The sequence below is a fragment of the Thioalkalivibrio sp. ALJ12 genome, from assembly GCF_000378305.1.
Taxonomy (GTDB): domain Bacteria; phylum Pseudomonadota; class Gammaproteobacteria; order Ectothiorhodospirales; family Ectothiorhodospiraceae; genus Thioalkalivibrio.
In genome coordinates this window covers 386,127-402,431 of sequence record NZ_KB899538.1, presented here as the reverse complement: position 1 = coordinate 402,431, position 16,305 = coordinate 386,127, and the positions used below count along the sequence as shown (strand labels likewise).

Here is a 16,305-nt window from a genome sequence, read left to right as displayed (position 1 = left end):
ATGCGGACGATCGCGGTGATCAACCAGAAGGGCGGGGTCGGCAAGACGACCGTGACCCTGAACCTGTCGCATGCCCTGGCGCTGGCCGGGTATCGCGTGCTGGCGATCGACGCCGATCCGCAGGGTCACCTGTCCATGGCCTTCGGCCTGGAGGACCCCGCCGGGCTGGACCGCGTCCTGCACGGCGGGGCGCGCCTGGCGGACGCTTTCAGCGAGGCCGGCAACGGCCTGCAGATCGTCGCCGCCGGGGCGCAGCTGCAGGAGGTGGAAAACCTGAACGCGGGAGGGGCCCAGCGGGGCTGGCGCCTCAAGCGTGCGCTCGACGATTTGCCGGAACCGTTCGATTTCGTATTGATCGACTGCCCGCCCTCGGCCGGGTTGCTGGGGGTGAATGCGATCATCGCCGCCGACGAGATGCTGATCCCGGTCGCCGGAGACTTTCTGGCCCTGAACGGGCTGTCGCGGCTGATGCGCATCCTGCAGGGCATCGAACAGCGCCTGGGCCGGGCGCGCACCAAGTGGATCGTGCTGTCGCGCTTTGTCGAGCAGCGCCGTCACGCCCGCGAGGTGCGCGAGCGCATACGCGAACACTTCGCCGCTGCCCTGCTGCCCACCACCATCCGCGAAACGGTGGTGCTGGCCGAGAGCCCGAGCTTCGGGCAGACGATCTTCGAGTACCAGCCGCGCCATCGCGCGGCCAGGGATTTCCAGCAGCTGGCCGCCGACCTGGTCGCGGCCGGGGCACAACCGACGACCCGCCCACCGGCGGCACACGCCTGAGCCGGGGAGAACGGACCATGACCACACGCAAGCGCAACAAGCTGGGCACCGACCCGCTGGGCTGGATGGACACCGCTGCCTCAGCGTCCGACGCGAGTCCCGACGACAGCGCCACCGAGGTCGCGACTGCCGCGCCCGAACCCGGCCCGGAACCGGTTCCGACACAGAAGACACGCCAATCCACGCGCCGCCGGAAACCGGCTGCGCGACAGACGAACACGCCAAGCGAGGACACAGCAATGGCCGCCAATCCGAAACCGAACGTTGCCGGCACTGCCCCGGACGAACTGATGGACAACCGCTTCATGCAGGCCGCCTGCGAAGGCTCGAAGATGGCCGTGATGATGTGCGACGCGGACATGAACATCATCTATGCCAACCCGTCCGTGCTGTCCTTCCTGCGCGAGCGGCGCGATGCAATCCGCCGGGTATTTCCGAACTTCGATCCGGAAAACCTGATCGGCCAGTCCATCGACCAGTTCCACAAGGATCCGTCGCACCAGCGCGTGATCCTGAGCAACCCCGCCATGCTGCCTTACACCGCGGAGATCGAGGTCGGCGGCATCGAGTTCAGGCTGCTGGCCTCCGGCGTCACGGACGACAGCGGTCAGATTATCGGCAACATGGTCGAGTGGCAGGACATCACCGAGGTCAACACGCTGGAGCGCGAGCGCGCACGCTTCAAGGCCGCGATTGATGGCGCGACCACCCCGCTCATGATGTGCGACGAGAACATGACCATCACCTTCGCCAACACATCGCTGACGGCCATGTTCCAGAAGCATCTTGCGGCCTTCACCCAGGCCTTCCCGGGCTTCAACCCCCACAACCTGGTCGGTCAGTCCATCGACCAGTTTCACTCGGTTCCGTCGCATCAGCATTCGATCCTTAAGGACCCGTCCAGGCTGCCGTACGAAACCGAAATCAGCCTGGGCGACCTGCGCTTCTGGATTAACGCGACCGCGATCATCGACGACGAAGGCAATTATGCCGGCAACATGCTGGAGTGGCGGGATGTCACGGAGATGCGGACCGCCGAGGCCGAGATCGATGCCCTGATCCGCGACGCGGCGAGCGGCAATCTGGGCGAACGCCTGGAGACCGAGCGCTACAGCGGATTCACCCAAAGTATCGCCGAGAGCCTGAACGAGCTGCTCGACGCCGTCGTCCCGCCGGTGCGCGAGGGCTCGCGGGTGATGCAGGCCATGGCCGAGGGCGATCTGAGCGTGCGCATGCAAGGCGAGTTCCGGGGCGAATTCGCCGAGTTCCGCGACGCCATCCACACCTCGCTGGAGAACCTCGACCAGCTGGTCGGGCAGATCCTCGAGGGCGCCGGCAACGTGCGCTCGGCCTCGGCCGAGATCGCCCAGGGCAATACCGACCTGTCCCAGCGCACCGAGGAACAGGCCTCCTCGCTGGAGGAGACCGCCTCGTCAATGGAAGAGATGACCTCCACGGTCAAGTCCAACGCGGACAACGCAAAGCAAGCCAATCAGCTCGCCAGCGCCGCCCGCGACAAGGCCCAGGAAGGCGGCGAGGTGGTCGACAAGGCCGTGACCGCGATGGGCGAGATCAACCAGTCCTCGAAGAAGATCGCCGACATCATCGGCGTGATCGACGAGATCGCGTTCCAGACCAACCTGCTGGCACTGAACGCGGCGGTCGAGGCGGCGCGGGCCGGCGAACAGGGCCGCGGCTTCGCGGTGGTCGCCACCGAGGTACGCAACCTGGCGCAGCGCAGCGCTCAGGCCGCCAAGGAGATCAAGACCCTGATCAACGACTCGGTGGAGCGCATCGGCGAGGGCAGCAAGCTGGTCGACAACTCCGGCAAGGCCCTGGAGGACATCGTCGACTCGGTGAAGAAGGTTTCCGACATCATCGCCGAGATCGCCGCGGCCAGCGAGGAGCAGTCCACCGGCCTCGACGAGATCAACAAGGCCGTGACCCAGCTCGACGAGGTCACCCAGCAGAACGCCGCCCTGGTCGAGGAGGCCGCGGCCGCCAGCGAATCGCTGGACGACCAGTCGCGCGAGCTGCTGGACCTGATGAGCTTCTTCAAGGGCGAGCAGGCCGCGGCCGCCGGGCAGGCTATGAGGCAACCGAGTGCCCGTTCGGCCCCGGCGGGCGCCCGCGCCCAGAGCGGCGCCTCTGCGCTGAAGCGGCCGGCCTCTGCCAGTGGCAACGCCGGCAGCAAGCGCCCGACCCCGGCCCCGTCGCGCCAGGAGGCCTCCGAAGAATGGGAGGAGTTCTGAGGATGGGGGCTCGATGCTAGATGGCCGCCTCCGATCGCCTGAGCGAACGCGACTTCCGGCGCGTGGCGCGCCTGACGCAGGAACGCACCGGGATCATGCTCAACGAGAGCAAGAAGGAGCTGGTCTTCAGCCGGCTCTCGCGGCGGCTGCGCGTGCTCGGCCTGGATGCCTTCGACACCTACCTGGACCGGGTCGAGGGCGGCGACGAGGGCGAGCTGGAGGAGTTCATCAATGCGCTGACGACCAACCTGACCGCGTTCTTCCGCGAACCGCACCACTTCGAGATGCTGGGCGGTCCGGTGCTGGAGGAGCTCCGGCGGGCTAACCCGACCGGCCCGCTTAAGGTCTGGTCGGCCGGATGCTCCACCGGCGAGGAGCCCTACTCCATCGCGATGACGCTGGCCGAGGCCCTGCCGTCGCCGGAGGATGTGCGCATCCTCGCCACCGATATCGACTCGCGCGTGGTCGCCCATGCCGATGCCGGGGTGTATGACGCCAAGCGCGTCACCGGCATCCCGCAGGCGCGCCAGAAGCGCTGGCTGCTGCGCGGGACCGGCGCCAACGAGGGCCGGGTCAAGATCCGCGACGAGCTGCGCGCCATGCTGAACTTCCGCCAGCTGAACCTGTTCGACCCGTGGCCCATGAAGGGCCCGCTGGACGTGATCTTCTGCCGCAACACGCTGATCTATTTCGACAAGCCGACGCAGAAGCAGCTGGTGGAACGCTTTGCGCGCCTGCTGCGCCCGGAGGGCTACCTGTTCATCGGGCATTCCGAGTCGCTGTTCCGCGTGACCGAGGACTTCCGGCTGCTGGAGCAGACGCTGTACCGGAGAGCGGCCTGATGTCCGCCCTGCCGCAGCTGCACGATGGGGCCTTCGCGCACATCAACCGCTACTGGGACCGGGTGCACGCCTGCCCGGCCGCGAAGCTGCTGCCGGGGGAGTGCTACGTATCGGTCTCGCCGACCGAACTGATCACCACGGTGCTGGGCTCCTGCGTGTCCGCCTGCGTGTGGTCGCCCACGGCCGGCGTTGGCGGCATGAACCACTTCATGCTGCCGGACGGCGCCCGTGACAGCGGTTGGGGACCGGCGGTCTCCAATGCCACGCGCTACGGCACCCATGCGATGGAGTTCCTGATCAACGAACTGCTGAAGCTGGGCGCGGAGCGAACCGACCTGCGCGTAAAGATGTTCGGCGGCGGCCGCGTAATGGCCGGGATGACCGATGTCGGCGCCGGCAACATCACCTTCCTGCGCCGCTTCCTGCGCGAGGAGAACCTGGACCTGGTCGCCGAGGACGTCGGCGGACACTGGCCGCGCAAGGTCGTGTTCTTCCCCGCCACCGGGCGCGTGCGCATCAAGAAGCTCGTGTCCCTGCACAACAACACCCTGCTCGAGCGCGAGCAGGACTACCGCCGCCGGCTGCAGGACGATCCCCTGCGGGGCGACGTGGAGCTGTTCTAGATGCCCGCCACCGCCAAGCCCGTTCGCGTCCTGGTCGTCGATGACTCGGCCCTGATCCGCAAGCTGCTGACCGAGATCCTCGGCGCGCAGGACGGGATCGAGGTCGTGGGTGCCGCGACTGACCCCTATGATGCCCGCGAGAAGATCAAGCAGCTGGAACCGGACGTGCTGACCCTGGACGTGGAGATGCCGAAGATGGATGGCATCACCTTCCTGCGCAACCTGATGCGCTTGCGCCCGATGCCGGTGGTGATGGTCTCCTCGCTGACCGAGGCCGGGGCCGAGGTGACCCTGGAGGCGCTGGAGATTGGCGCGGTGGACTTTGTCACCAAGCCGAAGGTCGATGTGTCGCACGAGCTGCAGGCCTACAGCGACGTGCTGGCCGAGAAGGTGCGCGCGGCCGCGCGGATGCGCCTGCAGGCCCGCAGTGCCGCCACGCCAGCCCCGCAGCGGCTGGCCGCCGTGGGCGGTCGCCTGAAGACCACGGATCGGGTCATCGTGCTGGGGGCCTCTACCGGGGGCACCGAGGCCCTGCGCGAGGTCCTGACCGCGCTGCCGCCGGACGCCCCCGGCATCCTGATTACCCAGCATATCCCGGCGGGCTTCAGCAAGGCCTTCGCCGAGCGCATGGACCGCAACACCGCGCTCAGCGTGAAGGAGGCCGCCGATGGCGATGTCGTGATGTCCGGTCACGCCTATGTCGCCCCGGGCACCGACTACCATCTGCGCCTTGCTCGCGACGGTGCCCGCTATGTCTGCCGCCTCGACACCTCGGCGCCGGTCAACCGGCACCGGCCGAGTGTGGATGTGCTGTTCCGCTCGGCCGCCGAACAGGCGGGGGCCAACGTGGTCGCCGCCCTGCTGACCGGAATGGGGGATGATGGCGCCGAGGGTCTGCTGGCCCTGCGCGAGGCGGGCGCCCACACCGTTGCCCAGGACGAGGCCACCAGCCTCGTCTGGGGCATGCCCGGGGAGGCCGTGAAGCGGGATGCAGCCGTGCAGGTATTGCCACTGAACCGTATCGCCGCCGCCCTGATCCGCGACCACCGCGAATCCGCCCGAACGGGCATCTGAACAGGAGGTCGTCATGCAAACTCTCAAGGACTGGATTGTGCGTAGTGGCACGCTGCGGGGGCTGGCGTTGGCCCTGGTCGGCGTATTGTTCCTTCTGGCCCTCGCGATCGCGGCCAGCGGACATCCTGGCCAGGCCGCGCTGATGGTGCTGCCCCTGGTGCTGGCTGGGCTCCTCGTCGTTGGCTTTGGCCTGCGCGAGGCCGCGACTTCCGGTGAACCATCGGGGACTGACTCCCATGCTCCCCGCGTGACCGGGGGCGCCGAATTCTCGGAGGAGCTCGATCAGGCCATGCAGTTCGAGCTCGGGCAGCTGGAAGAAGAACTGACGCGACAAAAGGGACTGATCGCGGATGCGGTCGGGGACCTCAACGACAGTTTTGCCAGCATGCACCAGATCACCGAGCGCCAGATGCAGCTGATGAACAGCAACCTGCAGGCGGAAGGTGGCGACGAAGGCATGAGCCAGACCCAGATCATCGCGGAGCTTACGCGGCGCTCCGACGAGACCCTGCAGATGTTCATTGACACCCTGGTGGAGATCTCGCGCCAGAGTGTCGAGAGTGCGCACCACATGGAAGACATGGGCCAGCACATGGACGGGGTGTTCAAGCTGCTCGACTCGGCCGGGGCGATCGCCGGCCAGACCAATCTGCTCGCGCTGAATGCCAGCATCGAGGCGGCGCGGGCCGGCGAGGCCGGGCGCGGGTTTTCCGTCGTCGCCGACGAGGTGCGCGCCCTGTCGCAGCGTTCGGCGACCTTCCACGAGGACATTCGCGGCCAGATCGATGCCGCCCGTGAGGCGATCGCCAAGGTCACGGGCACCGTGCACGACATGGCCTCGCGCGACATGAACCAGAGCCTGGAGGAGAAGGAGCGCATCCAGGAGCTGTTCGGCTACGTGCAGCGCGCCACCGACGAACTGGACATGCGCATGCAGGAAGAGGCGGAACTCAGCGAGCGCATGCACCAGGCGGTGGCCACCGCCGTGCGCTCACTGCAGTTCGAGGATATCGCCCGGCAGTCCCTCGGCACGGCCGAGGATGCCCTCGCTCACCTGCACGAGCTGCAGGGCATCCTGCAGGAGGCGCATGCTACCGACGATGCCCATGCGATGGCCGGGCGGGTGCGGGCGTGGCGCGAGGAGCGGCAGAATACGCATCACCGCGCGGTCAGCCAGGAGGGGCTGAGTGCCGGCGAGGTGGAACTGTTCTGAACCGTCGAAGACCCATTCCCCGACAACAAACAGCGAGGAACGCATGAGTATCGAATCCCACTCCAGCGCCGACGGCAAGGAAGTTCGCATTCGCGTCCGCGGCCGTTTCGATTTCGAGTCCCATCAGGAATTCCGCGCGGCCTATCGCAATACGCCCGGCACGGGTATTCGCTACGTAGTCGACCTTTCGCAGACGGAATATATGGACAGCTCCGCCCTTGGAATGCTGCTCCTGCTGCGCGAACACGCCGGGGGCGAGTTTGCCGAAGTAACGATTGCCGGCCCGTCCGAGGGCGTGCGCAAGGTGCTGGATATCGCAAACTTCGGCCGCCTGTTCACCATCCAGTGACGTACGCCTCCGACGCATTCTCGCGGCAGGAGGCGGCTGAAGATCCCCTCAGCGGCGAGGGCCGCGTGCTGGTTGTCGATGATGACAAGCACAATCGCCGTCTGCTGCACATGATGCTGGAAGGCTGCGGCTATACCACCGTAGAGGCGGAGAATGGCCTCGAGGCCATCGCGATCTGTCGGGACGATCCACCGGATCTGATCTTGATGGACGTGATGATGCCGGAGATGGATGGCCTGGAGGCGACTCGCCGCATCAAGGCCGACTGCGACGGGCGGTTTGTCCCGGTCATCTTCCTGACGGCCCTGGACGACGAGCACACGCTGCTGCGGGCCATCGCCGCCGGGGGCGACGACTTTCTTGCCAAGCCACTCAATCTTTCCGTACTCAAGGCCAAGATCCACGCCATGGAGCGCCTGCGCGATCTGCAGGCCGACCTGCGAAGCCGCAACGACCAGCTGCTACGCGCTTCGGCGCGTCAGGCCTGGGAAGAGGAGACCGCCGAAAGCCTGTTCTCGCGGGCCATTACACGCCGCAATCGCGGGCACGAGCGCCTGGGGGTTGGCCACCTGTCCGCGGCCACCTTCAGCGGTGACGTCGTGCTGTCGGACTACACCCCGGAGGGCAGTCTGCGCGTCCTGCTCGGGGATTTCACCGGCCACGGGCTGTCGGCCGCGATCGGCGCCTATCCGGTCAGCGAGACCTTTCACACCCTGACCCGGGAGGGCGCCGCAGACGCCGAGCTGATCCATCAGCTGAACCACACCCTGCATACCTTTCTGCCGCCGACCATGTTCATGGGGGCGGTGCTGATCGGCTTCAGCCCGGATGGACGCCAGGCGCGCATCTGGAATGGAGGCATGCCGGATGTGCGTATTTGTTCCGCTCGGGAGGTGCGCCACGTGGCCTCTCAGGCCATGCCGCTCGGGATCCTGCCGCGTCTGGAGCGCGGGCTGCTGCCGGAGGAACATGCTGTCGGGCCGGACGACACCATCATCGCCAGCAGCGACGGGGTGATCGAGGCGGTGAATGCCGCGGGCGAGGCGCTGGGTGACGAGGCCCTCGACCGGGCCTGCTGCGGCCAGCGCGCCGATTCGATATACGACACCGTCTGGGGTGTCGTGCAGCGGCATGCCGAGGGCACCACGCCGGATGACGACATGACCCTCGTCTGCATCCCTTGTACCTCGGAGGTTCTGCTCGACAGCCCGGTCACAACGGGTGCCGAGAACACCGGAAACCTGCGCTGGTCGCTCGAGCTCGGCGGTCCACAGCTCGCTCGGGCCGACCTGACCCAGGAGGCCCGGAACCAGTTGCGGCACTGGTTCCCGGATCTGGGCGAACACGCCGAAGCCCTGCATACGGTGATCGCGGAGTTGTGCAACAACGCGTTCGAGCATGGTGTGCTGGGCCTGGATTCCTCGATGAAGACCACCGTGGAGGGCTTCGAGGCCTATTACCGTGCCCGCAGCGAGGGCCTGGCCTGCCCGCGTGGCCGGATCGGGATTTCGCTGCATTATCGTCGGCAGGGCGATGCCCACTGCATGCGTATCCGCGTCCGCGACAGCGGTGCGGGCTTCGACCACGAGGCCGTTCGCGCCGCGATCGAGGGCGCGGGGGCCGAGCGGCTGTGGGGCCGCGGCCTGAATCTCGTGCACCGGCTCTGCACCCGCGTGCGGCACGTTGGCCGCGGCAACCTCGTCGAGGCCGAATACTGCTGGTAATCTTCGGGCCGTTTTCGGTCCCGTCGGCATCCACACGGGACGGCCCTGCAGCGTATTCGAGGAGACGGGAGCATGAACGAGACCAACCCCATTCGATCCGCCCTGATCACCGGTAATTCCAGTGGTTTTGGTCTTGGCCTGACGCGTGTCCTGATGCAGCGCGGCGCGAGCGTGCGCGGGATGAGCCGCAGGGGATGTCCGGAATCGGGTGTGGCGGCTGACGAGCGAGCGGATCTGTCCGATTTCGATGCCGCCGCCGCTGCGATGGAGCGTCTGCTCGAAGGGGTCGACGAGCTGGATCTGGTGATCCTGAACGCCGGGCTGCTTGGCCATATGCAGCGCATGCAGGACGCCTCGATGGACGAGCTGCGCCTGCTGATGGATGTGAACACGTTCGCCAACAAGATCATTCTGGACGCCCTGCTGCGTCGCAACGTGCGCGTGGGGCAGATCGTGGCAATCTCGTCCGGGGCCTCGGTGTCGGGCCACGCGGGCTGGAGCGGCTACTCGCTGTCCAAGGCCGCGCTGAACATGATGATGCAGTTGTACGTCCACGAGTTTCCCGAGGACACCGCGATCAACGCTCTGGCCCCCGGGCTGATCGACACCGCGATGCAGGACTATCTATGCGATGAGGCCGACCGCGAAGCCTTCCCGGTGCTCCAGCGGTTGAAGGCAGCGCGTGGCACCGAGACCATGCCAACGCCGGAGAAGGCCGCCGAGGCCGTGCTGGCGGTGCTGCCGCGCCTGCGCCAGACGACGCGCGGGAGTTTTGTGGACATCCGGCAGCTGGACTGAGGTAGCCGCAACGCCGTGCGCGCGGTTCAGTCAGCGTCTCCCTGGCAGGAGGTATTCCAGCCGAACCTCCTGAATGTCACGTAAATTTCTCGGAGGGTGGTTGGCTTTTGCCGGAATGCAGGCGTATAGTCGTGATCGTGGTCTGCGGATGAACGGCAACACTAGGAAGTTTCTAGTTTCTGAACCAGTGCTCCCGTTGATCTGTTGGCAGCATCCCGCGACCACATTTGTTAGTTACATTTAAGAGGTTACAAGTTGTGAATACTGGTGTTGTTAAGTGGTTCAACGAGAGCAAGGGTTTCGGTTTCATCACCCCCGATGATGGCGGCAAGGACGTGTTTGTGCACTTCTCCGCGATCAGCGGTTCGGGTTTCAAGACCCTGGCCGAAGGCCAGAAGGTCTCCTTCGAAATCCAGGAAACCGCCAAGGGCCTGGCCGCCGGTGAAGTGACCGCCCTGTAAGGCGCACTTCCCAAGGCTGACGACCCCTCGCGGGTCGTCCAGGAAAGGTCGCCTCCGGGCGGCCTTTTTTGTGTCTGCGTTTCCGTTATTGCGAGGCGTCGAATAACTCCCAAACAGGGCCGGCGCACGCCCTTTTGAACGCTGCGCACGGCCGGGCGTATTCGATGTGCAGTACACTGCCGGCCTTTGTGCATGGACCCGCGCTGCCCGCGATGAACCGCCTGTTCCGCTCCACCGCCGTTGTCAGTGGCATGACCATGATCTCGCGGATCATGGGCTATCTGCGCGACATGGTGCTGGCGGTTACCTTCGGCGCCGGGGCCGCGACCGACGCCTTCTTCGTCGCCTTCCGCATCCCCAACTTCCTGCGCCGGCTGTTCGCGGAAGGCGCGTTCAACCAGGCCTTTGTACCGGTGTTCGCGGAGTTTCGCGAGAAGCGCGGTCGCGAGGCCCTGCGCGACTTGCTGGATCACACCGCCGGCACGCTGATGGCTGTGGTTTCGGTGGTCACGCTGATCGGCATCCTGGCCGCGCCGCTGCTCATCTGGGTGTTCGCCCCGGGGCTCGCCACGCAGGAAGAGGGGCGCCAGGATCTCGCCGGGCAGATGCTTCGCATCACCTTCCCCTACCTGCTGTTTATATCGCTGACCGCGATGGCTGCGGGGATCCTGAACAGCATCGGGCGCTTCGCGGTCCCCGCCTTTACCCCGGTGTTCCTGAACCTGGCGCTGATTGTCGCCGCACTGTGGCTGGCGCCGATGTTCGCGGAGCCGATCGTCGCGCTGGCCTGGGGCGTGTTCATCGCGGGTGCCTTGCAGCTCGCCTTCCAGATCCCGTTCCTTTTGCGCGCGGGGCTGTTGCCGCGGCCGCGTTTCCGTCGTGCACACGAGGGGGTGCGGCGCATCGTCAAGTTGATGCTGCCGGCCATCCTCGGGACCTCGGTCGTGCAGATCAACCTGCTGGTGGACACCCTGGTGGCCTCGTTCCTGGTGGCCGGGTCGATCTCCTGGCTGTATTTCGGCGACCGCTTCGTGGAGCTGCCGCTCGCGCTGTTCGGCATCGCGATCGGTACCGTGATCCTTCCGCGCCTGGCGCGGCAGTACAACCAGGCCGATCCGGCCGCGTTCGGGCGCACGCTGGACTGGGCGCTGCGCCTGGCGATGCTGGTGGCCCTGCCCTCGATGGTCGGCCTGATCGTGCTCGCCGTCCCGATCCTGGCCACCTTGATCCAGTATCAGGCCTTTACCCAGTGGGACACCTACATGGCCGCGATGGCGCTGGCCGCGTATGCGCTGGGTCTGCCGGGCTTCATCCTGATCAAGGTGCTCGCCCCGGGGTTCTTCGCCCGCCAGGACACCAAGACCCCGGTGAAGATCGCGATCATCGCGATGCTCGCCAACATCGTCCTCAACGGTGCATTTGTGCTGCCCTGGTACCTGTCCGGTATCCCGGGCGCGCACGCCGGACTGGCGCTGGCTACCTCGGCCTCCGCCTACATTAATGCGGGTCTGCTCTATCGCGGGTTGATCCGCGAGGGGATCTATCAGCCGGGGCCCGCGCTGAGGCGTCTGCGTGCGGGGCTGCCCGTCGCGCTCGGGGTGATGGTCCTGGTGCTGGCTGTTCTCTCGCCATCATTCGGGCAGTGGACGGACTGGACGGTGAGCACGCGCCTGTTCGCACTGACCGGCTTGATCACCGCCGGGGCCGGCGCGCTGATCCTGACGCTGCTGGCCGCAGGGCTTCGGCCCCGACACTTCCTGTTACGGGAGGCGAGCGAATGATGCCGGGACTTTGCCTGGCGGGTTATACTTGCGGTTTTGCTCGGGATCGGGGCGATGCGGCTGATTCGCGGCCTGGGGCCGTCCGACAGCAGGGCTTCCACGGCAGCGGCCGTGCATGGCGCGGTGGTGACCATTGGCAACTTTGATGGTCTGCATCGTGGCCATCAGGCTGTTCTGGGGCGCCTGCTCGAGGCGGCGCAGGATCGCCAGGCGCCGTCAGTCCTGATGACCTTCGAGCCGCTGCCGCGCGAGTACTTCGGCAGCCGGCCCGAGGCCCCGGACCCGCCCGGGCGCCTGCAGCGCCTGCGCGACCGCCTGATCACGCTGGGGGATACCGCGCTCGAGGCCGTCTGGATCCTGCGCTTCGATGCGAAACTGGCCGGCCTGTCGGCGACCGCCTTCATCGAGGAGGTGCTGCACCAGCGCCTCGGCGCGCAGCATGTACTCGTTGGGGACGACTTTCGCTTCGGCCGCGGCCGCGAGGGGGACCAGGCCCTGCTGCGCCGCGAGGGCGAGCGCCTCGGCTTCAGTGTCGAGGGCACCCCGACGGTCGCGGATGCCGAGGGCCGGATCAGCAGCACCCGGGTACGCGCGGCGGCGCTGGACGGCGACTTCGCGCACATGGCCGAACTGCTGGGGCGGCCCTACCGGTTGCACGGGCGGGTCGCACATGGCGACAAGCGCGGCCGCACGATCGGTTTCCCCACCGCGAACCTGCGCATGGGGCCCTGGCCTCTGGCGCTGCGCGGGGTCTACTCCGGCTTGCTGCGCCGTGCCTCGGGCGAGGCCCTGCCGGCGGTCGCCAATATTGGCTGGCGTCCGACGGTGGCGGGCACCGAGCAGCGTCTGGAGGCGCATGTGCTTGAGGGCAGCCCCGACCTCTACGGCGAGGCCGTGTGCTTCGAACCGATCGCGCGGGTCCGCGGCGAACAGCGCTTCGAGGGGCTGGACGCCCTGTGCGCGCAGATCGCACTCGATGTCGAGACCGCCCGCGCGCAACTCTCCGAACACGACTGAAACCGGCCCGCAGGGCCGATCCGGAAAACATCATGGCACGCAAACCGGCACCGCCGAATCCCTACAAGGACACCCTCAACCTGCCCGAGACCGCCTTTCCGATGCGCGCCGGCCTCGCCCAGCGCGAGCCGGAGTGGCTGGAGGCGTGGAAGGCGGAGGATCGCTACCACCGTCTGCGCGAGCACTGCGCCGGGCGCCCCCGCTTCGTGCTGGCCGATGGCCCGCCCTATGCGAACGGTTCGATCCATGTCGGTCACGCGGTCAACAAGGTCCTCAAGGACATTATCGTCAAGAGCCGCACCCTGTCGGGCTTCGACGCCCCCTACGTGCCGGGCTGGGACTGCCACGGCCTGCCGATCGAGCTGAAGGTCGAGCAGAATCTGGGCAAGGCCGGCCGCGACGTGGACGCCGCGACCTTCCGCAAGGCCTGCCGCGAGTATGCGCAGGAGCAGGTCGACGGCCAGAGCACGGACTTCCAGCGCCTCGGCGTGCTGGGCGACTGGGACCATCCCTACCTGACGATGGACTACCAGGTCGAGGCGGACACCGTCCGCGCGCTGGGTCGCATCTTCAAGCGCGGCCATGTGCAGATGGGCGAGAAGCCGGTGCACTGGTGCGTGGACTGCGGCTCGGCCCTGGCCGAGGCCGAGGTGGAGTACGAGGACAAGATCTCGCAGGCGATCGATGTGCGCTTCCGCGTGGTCGACGACATCGACTTCCTGCGCCGCTTCGAGGGGGCCAAGGACTCGCGCGGCCCGATCAGCGTGGTCATCTGGACCACCACGCCCTGGACGCTGCCGGCCAACCAGGCCGTGGCCCTGCACCCGGAGCTGGACTACGCGCTGGTGCAGCTGGACAACGAGCGCCTGTTGCTGGCCGAGGCCCTGGTCGAGGACTGCCTGGCGCGCTACTCGCTGGGCGAGGGGGCCGTGGTCGCGCGGGTCAAGGGTCAGGCCCTGGAGGGCCTGATGCTGCAGCACCCGTTCCTGGAGCGCGAGGTGCCGCTGATCCTGGGTGACCACGTAACCACCGAGACGGGTACGGGCGCGGTGCACACCGCCCCCGGACACGGCCAGGAGGACTACGCGGTCGGCCTGAAGTACAGCCTGCCCGTGCACAACCCGGTCGGTCCGGATGGCCGCTTCCTGCCGGATACCCCGCTGTTCGCCGGCGAGAACGTGCACCAGGCGAACGGCCATGTGATTGACGTGCTGAAAGAGCACGGCGCGCTGGTCGTGGCGGTGAAGTTCGAGCACAGCTATCCGCACTGCTGGCGGCACAAGACGCCGATCATCTTTCGTGCCACCCCGCAGTGGTTCATCAGCATGGAGCGCGCCGAGCTGCGCGCGGACGCGCTGAAGGCGATCGCCGAGACCCGATGGATGCCGAACTGGGGCGAGGCCCGCATCCACGGCATGGTGGTGAACCGCCCGGACTGGTGCATCTCGCGCCAGCGCAACTGGGGTGTGCCGATCCCGTTTTTCGTTCACCGCGAGACCGGACGGCTCCACCCGCACACCCCGGAACTGATCGAGATGGTGGCGCAGCGCATCGAACAGGCGGGTATCGAGGCCTGGTTCCAGCTCGATCCGAAGGAGCTCCTGGGCGACAAGGCCGATGACTACATCAAGCTGAACGACACCCTGGATGTCTGGTTCGACTCCGGTGTGCTGCACAGCACGGTGGTGGAGAAGCGCCCGGAACTGGGCGGGTTGCCGGTGGACCTGTTCCTGGAGGGCTCGGATCAGCACCGCGGCTGGTTCCAGTCGAGCCTGCTGACCAGTGTCGCGATGCGTGGCGAGGCCCCGTACCGGGCAGTGCTCACCCACGGCTTCACCGTGGACGAGAAGGGCGAGAAGATGTCCAAGTCGCGCGGCAATGTGGTCGCGCCGCAGGAGGTCGTCTCCACCCTGGGCGCGGACATCCTGCGCTTGTGGGTCGCCGCGACCGACTTCTCCGGCGAGATGGCGATCTCCAAGGACATCCTCGACCGCACGGCCGACGCCTACCGCCGTATCCGCAACACCACGCGCTTCCTGCTGGGCAACCTGAACGGCTTCGATCCCGCCGAGCATGCGCTGGAGCTGGACGAGTTGCTGCCGCTGGATCGCTGGATTGTGGCGCGGGCCCTGCAGGTGCAGGAGCAGGTGACGAAGGCCTACGACGACTACCTGTTCCACCAGATCTACCAGCGCGTGCACAACTTCTGCTCGGTGGAGCTGGGGTCGTTCTACCTGGACGTGATCAAGGACCGCCAGTACACCACGCAGGCGGACTCGCGCGCGCGGCGCTCCGCGCAGACCGCGCTGTACCACGTGGCCGAGGCCCTGACCCGCTGGGTCGCCCCGATCCTCACCTTCACCGCCGAGGAGATCTGGCAGCTGCTGCCGGGCGAGCGTCCGGACAGCGTGCTGTTCGCCACCTGGTACGAGGGCCTCGCCCCGTTGCCAGAGGGTGCCGAGTTCTCCAGCGCGGACTGGGACGGCATCCTCGAGGTGCGCACGCATGTCGCCCGCGCGCTGGAGATTGCGCGCAACGAGCACGGCATCGGGGCCTCGCTGAATGCCGCGATCGAGGTCTACCTGCCGGCGGGTTCCGCCGCCCATGGGCGCCTCGCGCGTCTGGAGGACGAACTGCGCTTTGTGCTGATCACCTCCGAGGCCCGGCTGGTGGACGGAGCCGCCCCCGAGGGGGCGCATACCGCCGAGCTGGAGGATGGCACCGCGATTGGCGTGGTCGTCCACAAGAGCGAACACGCCAAGTGCGTACGCTGCTGGCACCGCCGGCCGGACGTCGGCCAGCATGACGCCCACCCCGAGTTGTGCGGGCGCTGTGTAACCAATGTGGAGGGCCCGGGCGAGACCCGGCGCTTCGCCTGATGGGGCTGGCGCAATCGGGTCTGCGACCGGGGCTGTTGATTGCGGTCGTGGTTGCGCTGCTGGACCAGGTCACCAAGTGGTGGGCGGAGAATGCCCTGACCCTGTACGCGCCGGTCGAGGTGACCTCGTTTTTCAATCTCTCCCTGGTCTATAACCCGGGCGCTGCGTTCAGTTTCCTGGCCGGTGCAGGGGACTGGGGGCGCTGGTTCCTGTCCGGCGTGGCGGTCGTGATCGGGTTGCTGATCCTCTGGTGGCTGGCACGGCTGCCGCGCCAGGCGCGCTGGTCGGTCACCGCCCTGGGGCTGGTGCTGGGCGGCGCGGTCGGCAACCTGATCGATCGCATCGCCCATGGCCGGGTGATTGATTTTCTCGATTTCCACTGGGCCGGTTATCACTGGCCGGCGTTCAATGTGGCCGATATGGCCATCGTCGTCGGCGCGATCACCCTGATCGTGGCAACTTTTATTGAAGGCGACCACAGCGGCTCGCCGACGGATTCGCGGGGGTAAGGC

General features: G+C 67.1%; 14 protein-coding genes. All 14 read left to right on the top strand.

The features are described 5' to 3' along the window. The 14 genes from F467_RS0101950 to lspA all read left to right on the top strand — a co-directional run bounded on the left by F467_RS0101950 (nt 1) and on the right by lspA (nt 16,302). Nucleotides 1-780 (top strand): ParA family protein, encoded by a 780-nt coding sequence (locus tag F467_RS0101950; protein ID WP_018139561.1) that lies wholly within the window; start codon nt 1-3, stop codon nt 778-780. 17 nt (nt 781-797) lie between these two features. Continuing rightward, a complete protein-coding gene (locus tag F467_RS0101945; RefSeq protein WP_018139560.1) occupies nt 798-3,032 on the top strand; it encodes a methyl-accepting chemotaxis protein in 2,235 nt (744 codons plus the stop codon). Between the two features lie 20 nt (nt 3,033-3,052). Continuing rightward, entirely contained in the window at nt 3,053-3,874 is an 822-nt protein-coding gene (locus tag F467_RS0101940) for a protein-glutamate O-methyltransferase CheR (protein WP_018139559.1), read from the top strand. Beyond that, on the top strand, nt 3,874-4,497 hold the full coding sequence (gene cheD, locus F467_RS0101935; RefSeq protein WP_018139558.1) for a chemoreceptor glutamine deamidase CheD: 624 nt from the start codon (nt 3,874-3,876) through the stop codon (nt 4,495-4,497). Before F467_RS0101940 ends, cheD begins: the two co-directional genes overlap by 1 nt. Then, nucleotides 4,498-5,571 carry a chemotaxis response regulator protein-glutamate methylesterase gene (locus F467_RS0101930; protein WP_018139557.1) on the top strand — a complete coding sequence of 358 codons (1,074 nt, stop codon included), beginning with the start codon at nt 4,498-4,500 and terminating at the stop codon, nt 5,569-5,571. 13 nt (nt 5,572-5,584) lie between these two features. Then, complete coding sequence (locus tag F467_RS0101925) at nt 5,585-6,784, top strand: methyl-accepting chemotaxis protein (protein WP_018139556.1); 1,200 nt, start codon at nt 5,585-5,587, stop codon at nt 6,782-6,784. A 43-nt stretch (nt 6,785-6,827) separates the two neighbouring features. Next, nucleotides 6,828-7,133, top strand: coding sequence for an STAS domain-containing protein (locus F467_RS0101920; protein ID WP_018139555.1), 306 nt, complete (start codon nt 6,828-6,830; stop codon nt 7,131-7,133). Then, on the top strand, nt 7,130-8,857 hold the full coding sequence (locus tag F467_RS0101915; RefSeq protein ID WP_018139554.1) for a SpoIIE family protein phosphatase: 1,728 nt from the start codon (nt 7,130-7,132) through the stop codon (nt 8,855-8,857). Before F467_RS0101920 ends, F467_RS0101915 begins: the two co-directional genes overlap by 4 nt. A 72-nt stretch (nt 8,858-8,929) precedes the next feature. After that, nucleotides 8,930-9,655 (top strand): SDR family NAD(P)-dependent oxidoreductase, encoded by a 726-nt coding sequence (locus F467_RS0101910; RefSeq protein ID WP_018139553.1) that lies wholly within the window; start codon nt 8,930-8,932, stop codon nt 9,653-9,655. 257 nt (nt 9,656-9,912) lie between these two features. Then, a complete protein-coding gene (locus tag F467_RS0101905; RefSeq protein ID WP_012983920.1) occupies nt 9,913-10,116 on the top strand; it encodes a cold-shock protein in 204 nt (67 codons plus the stop codon). A gap of 212 nt (nt 10,117-10,328) precedes the next feature. Continuing rightward, the gene (gene murJ / locus F467_RS0101900) at nt 10,329-11,897 is read left to right on the top strand and encodes a murein biosynthesis integral membrane protein MurJ (RefSeq protein ID WP_018139552.1); all 1,569 of its coding nucleotides are present in this window, start codon (nt 10,329-10,331) and stop codon (nt 11,895-11,897) included. Between the two features lie 54 nt (nt 11,898-11,951). Beyond that, the gene (ribF, locus tag F467_RS0101895) at nt 11,952-12,914 is read left to right on the top strand and encodes a bifunctional riboflavin kinase/FAD synthetase (RefSeq protein ID WP_018139551.1); all 963 of its coding nucleotides are present in this window, start codon (nt 11,952-11,954) and stop codon (nt 12,912-12,914) included. Between the two features lie 32 nt (nt 12,915-12,946). Beyond that, entirely contained in the window at nt 12,947-15,793 is a 2,847-nt protein-coding gene (ileS, locus tag F467_RS0101890; protein ID WP_018139550.1) for an isoleucine--tRNA ligase, read from the top strand. Next, the gene (gene lspA / locus F467_RS0101885; RefSeq protein ID WP_018139549.1) at nt 15,793-16,302 is read left to right on the top strand and encodes a signal peptidase II; all 510 of its coding nucleotides are present in this window, start codon (nt 15,793-15,795) and stop codon (nt 16,300-16,302) included. Before ileS ends, lspA begins: the two co-directional genes overlap by 1 nt. The last annotated feature ends 3 nt before the right edge of the window (nt 16,303-16,305 follow it).

Bases quoted from the DNA above. Each gene is read 5' to 3' on its own strand.
- F467_RS0101950 (WP_018139561.1), top strand. From the start codon at position 1: ATGCGGACGATCGCGGTGATCAACCAGAAGGGCGGGGTCGGCAAGACG.
- F467_RS0101945 (WP_018139560.1), top strand. From the start codon at position 798: ATGACCACACGCAAGCGCAACAAGCTGGGCACCGACCCGCTGGGCTGG.
- F467_RS0101925 (WP_018139556.1), top strand. From the start codon at position 5,585: ATGCAAACTCTCAAGGACTGGATTGTGCGTAGTGGCACGCTGCGGGGG.
- cheD (WP_018139558.1), top strand. From the start codon at position 3,874: ATGTCCGCCCTGCCGCAGCTGCACGATGGGGCCTTCGCGCACATCAAC.
- F467_RS0101940 (WP_018139559.1), top strand. From the start codon at position 3,053: ATGGCCGCCTCCGATCGCCTGAGCGAACGCGACTTCCGGCGCGTGGCG.
- murJ (WP_018139552.1), top strand. From the start codon at position 10,329: ATGAACCGCCTGTTCCGCTCCACCGCCGTTGTCAGTGGCATGACCATG.
- F467_RS0101930 (WP_018139557.1), top strand. From the start codon at position 4,498: ATGCCCGCCACCGCCAAGCCCGTTCGCGTCCTGGTCGTCGATGACTCG.
- F467_RS0101920 (WP_018139555.1), top strand. From the start codon at position 6,828: ATGAGTATCGAATCCCACTCCAGCGCCGACGGCAAGGAAGTTCGCATT.
- ribF (WP_018139551.1), top strand. From the start codon at position 11,952: ATGCGGCTGATTCGCGGCCTGGGGCCGTCCGACAGCAGGGCTTCCACG.
- F467_RS0101910 (WP_018139553.1), top strand. From the start codon at position 8,930: ATGAACGAGACCAACCCCATTCGATCCGCCCTGATCACCGGTAATTCC.
- ileS (WP_018139550.1), top strand. From the start codon at position 12,947: ATGGCACGCAAACCGGCACCGCCGAATCCCTACAAGGACACCCTCAAC.
- lspA (WP_018139549.1), top strand. From the start codon at position 15,793: ATGGGGCTGGCGCAATCGGGTCTGCGACCGGGGCTGTTGATTGCGGTC.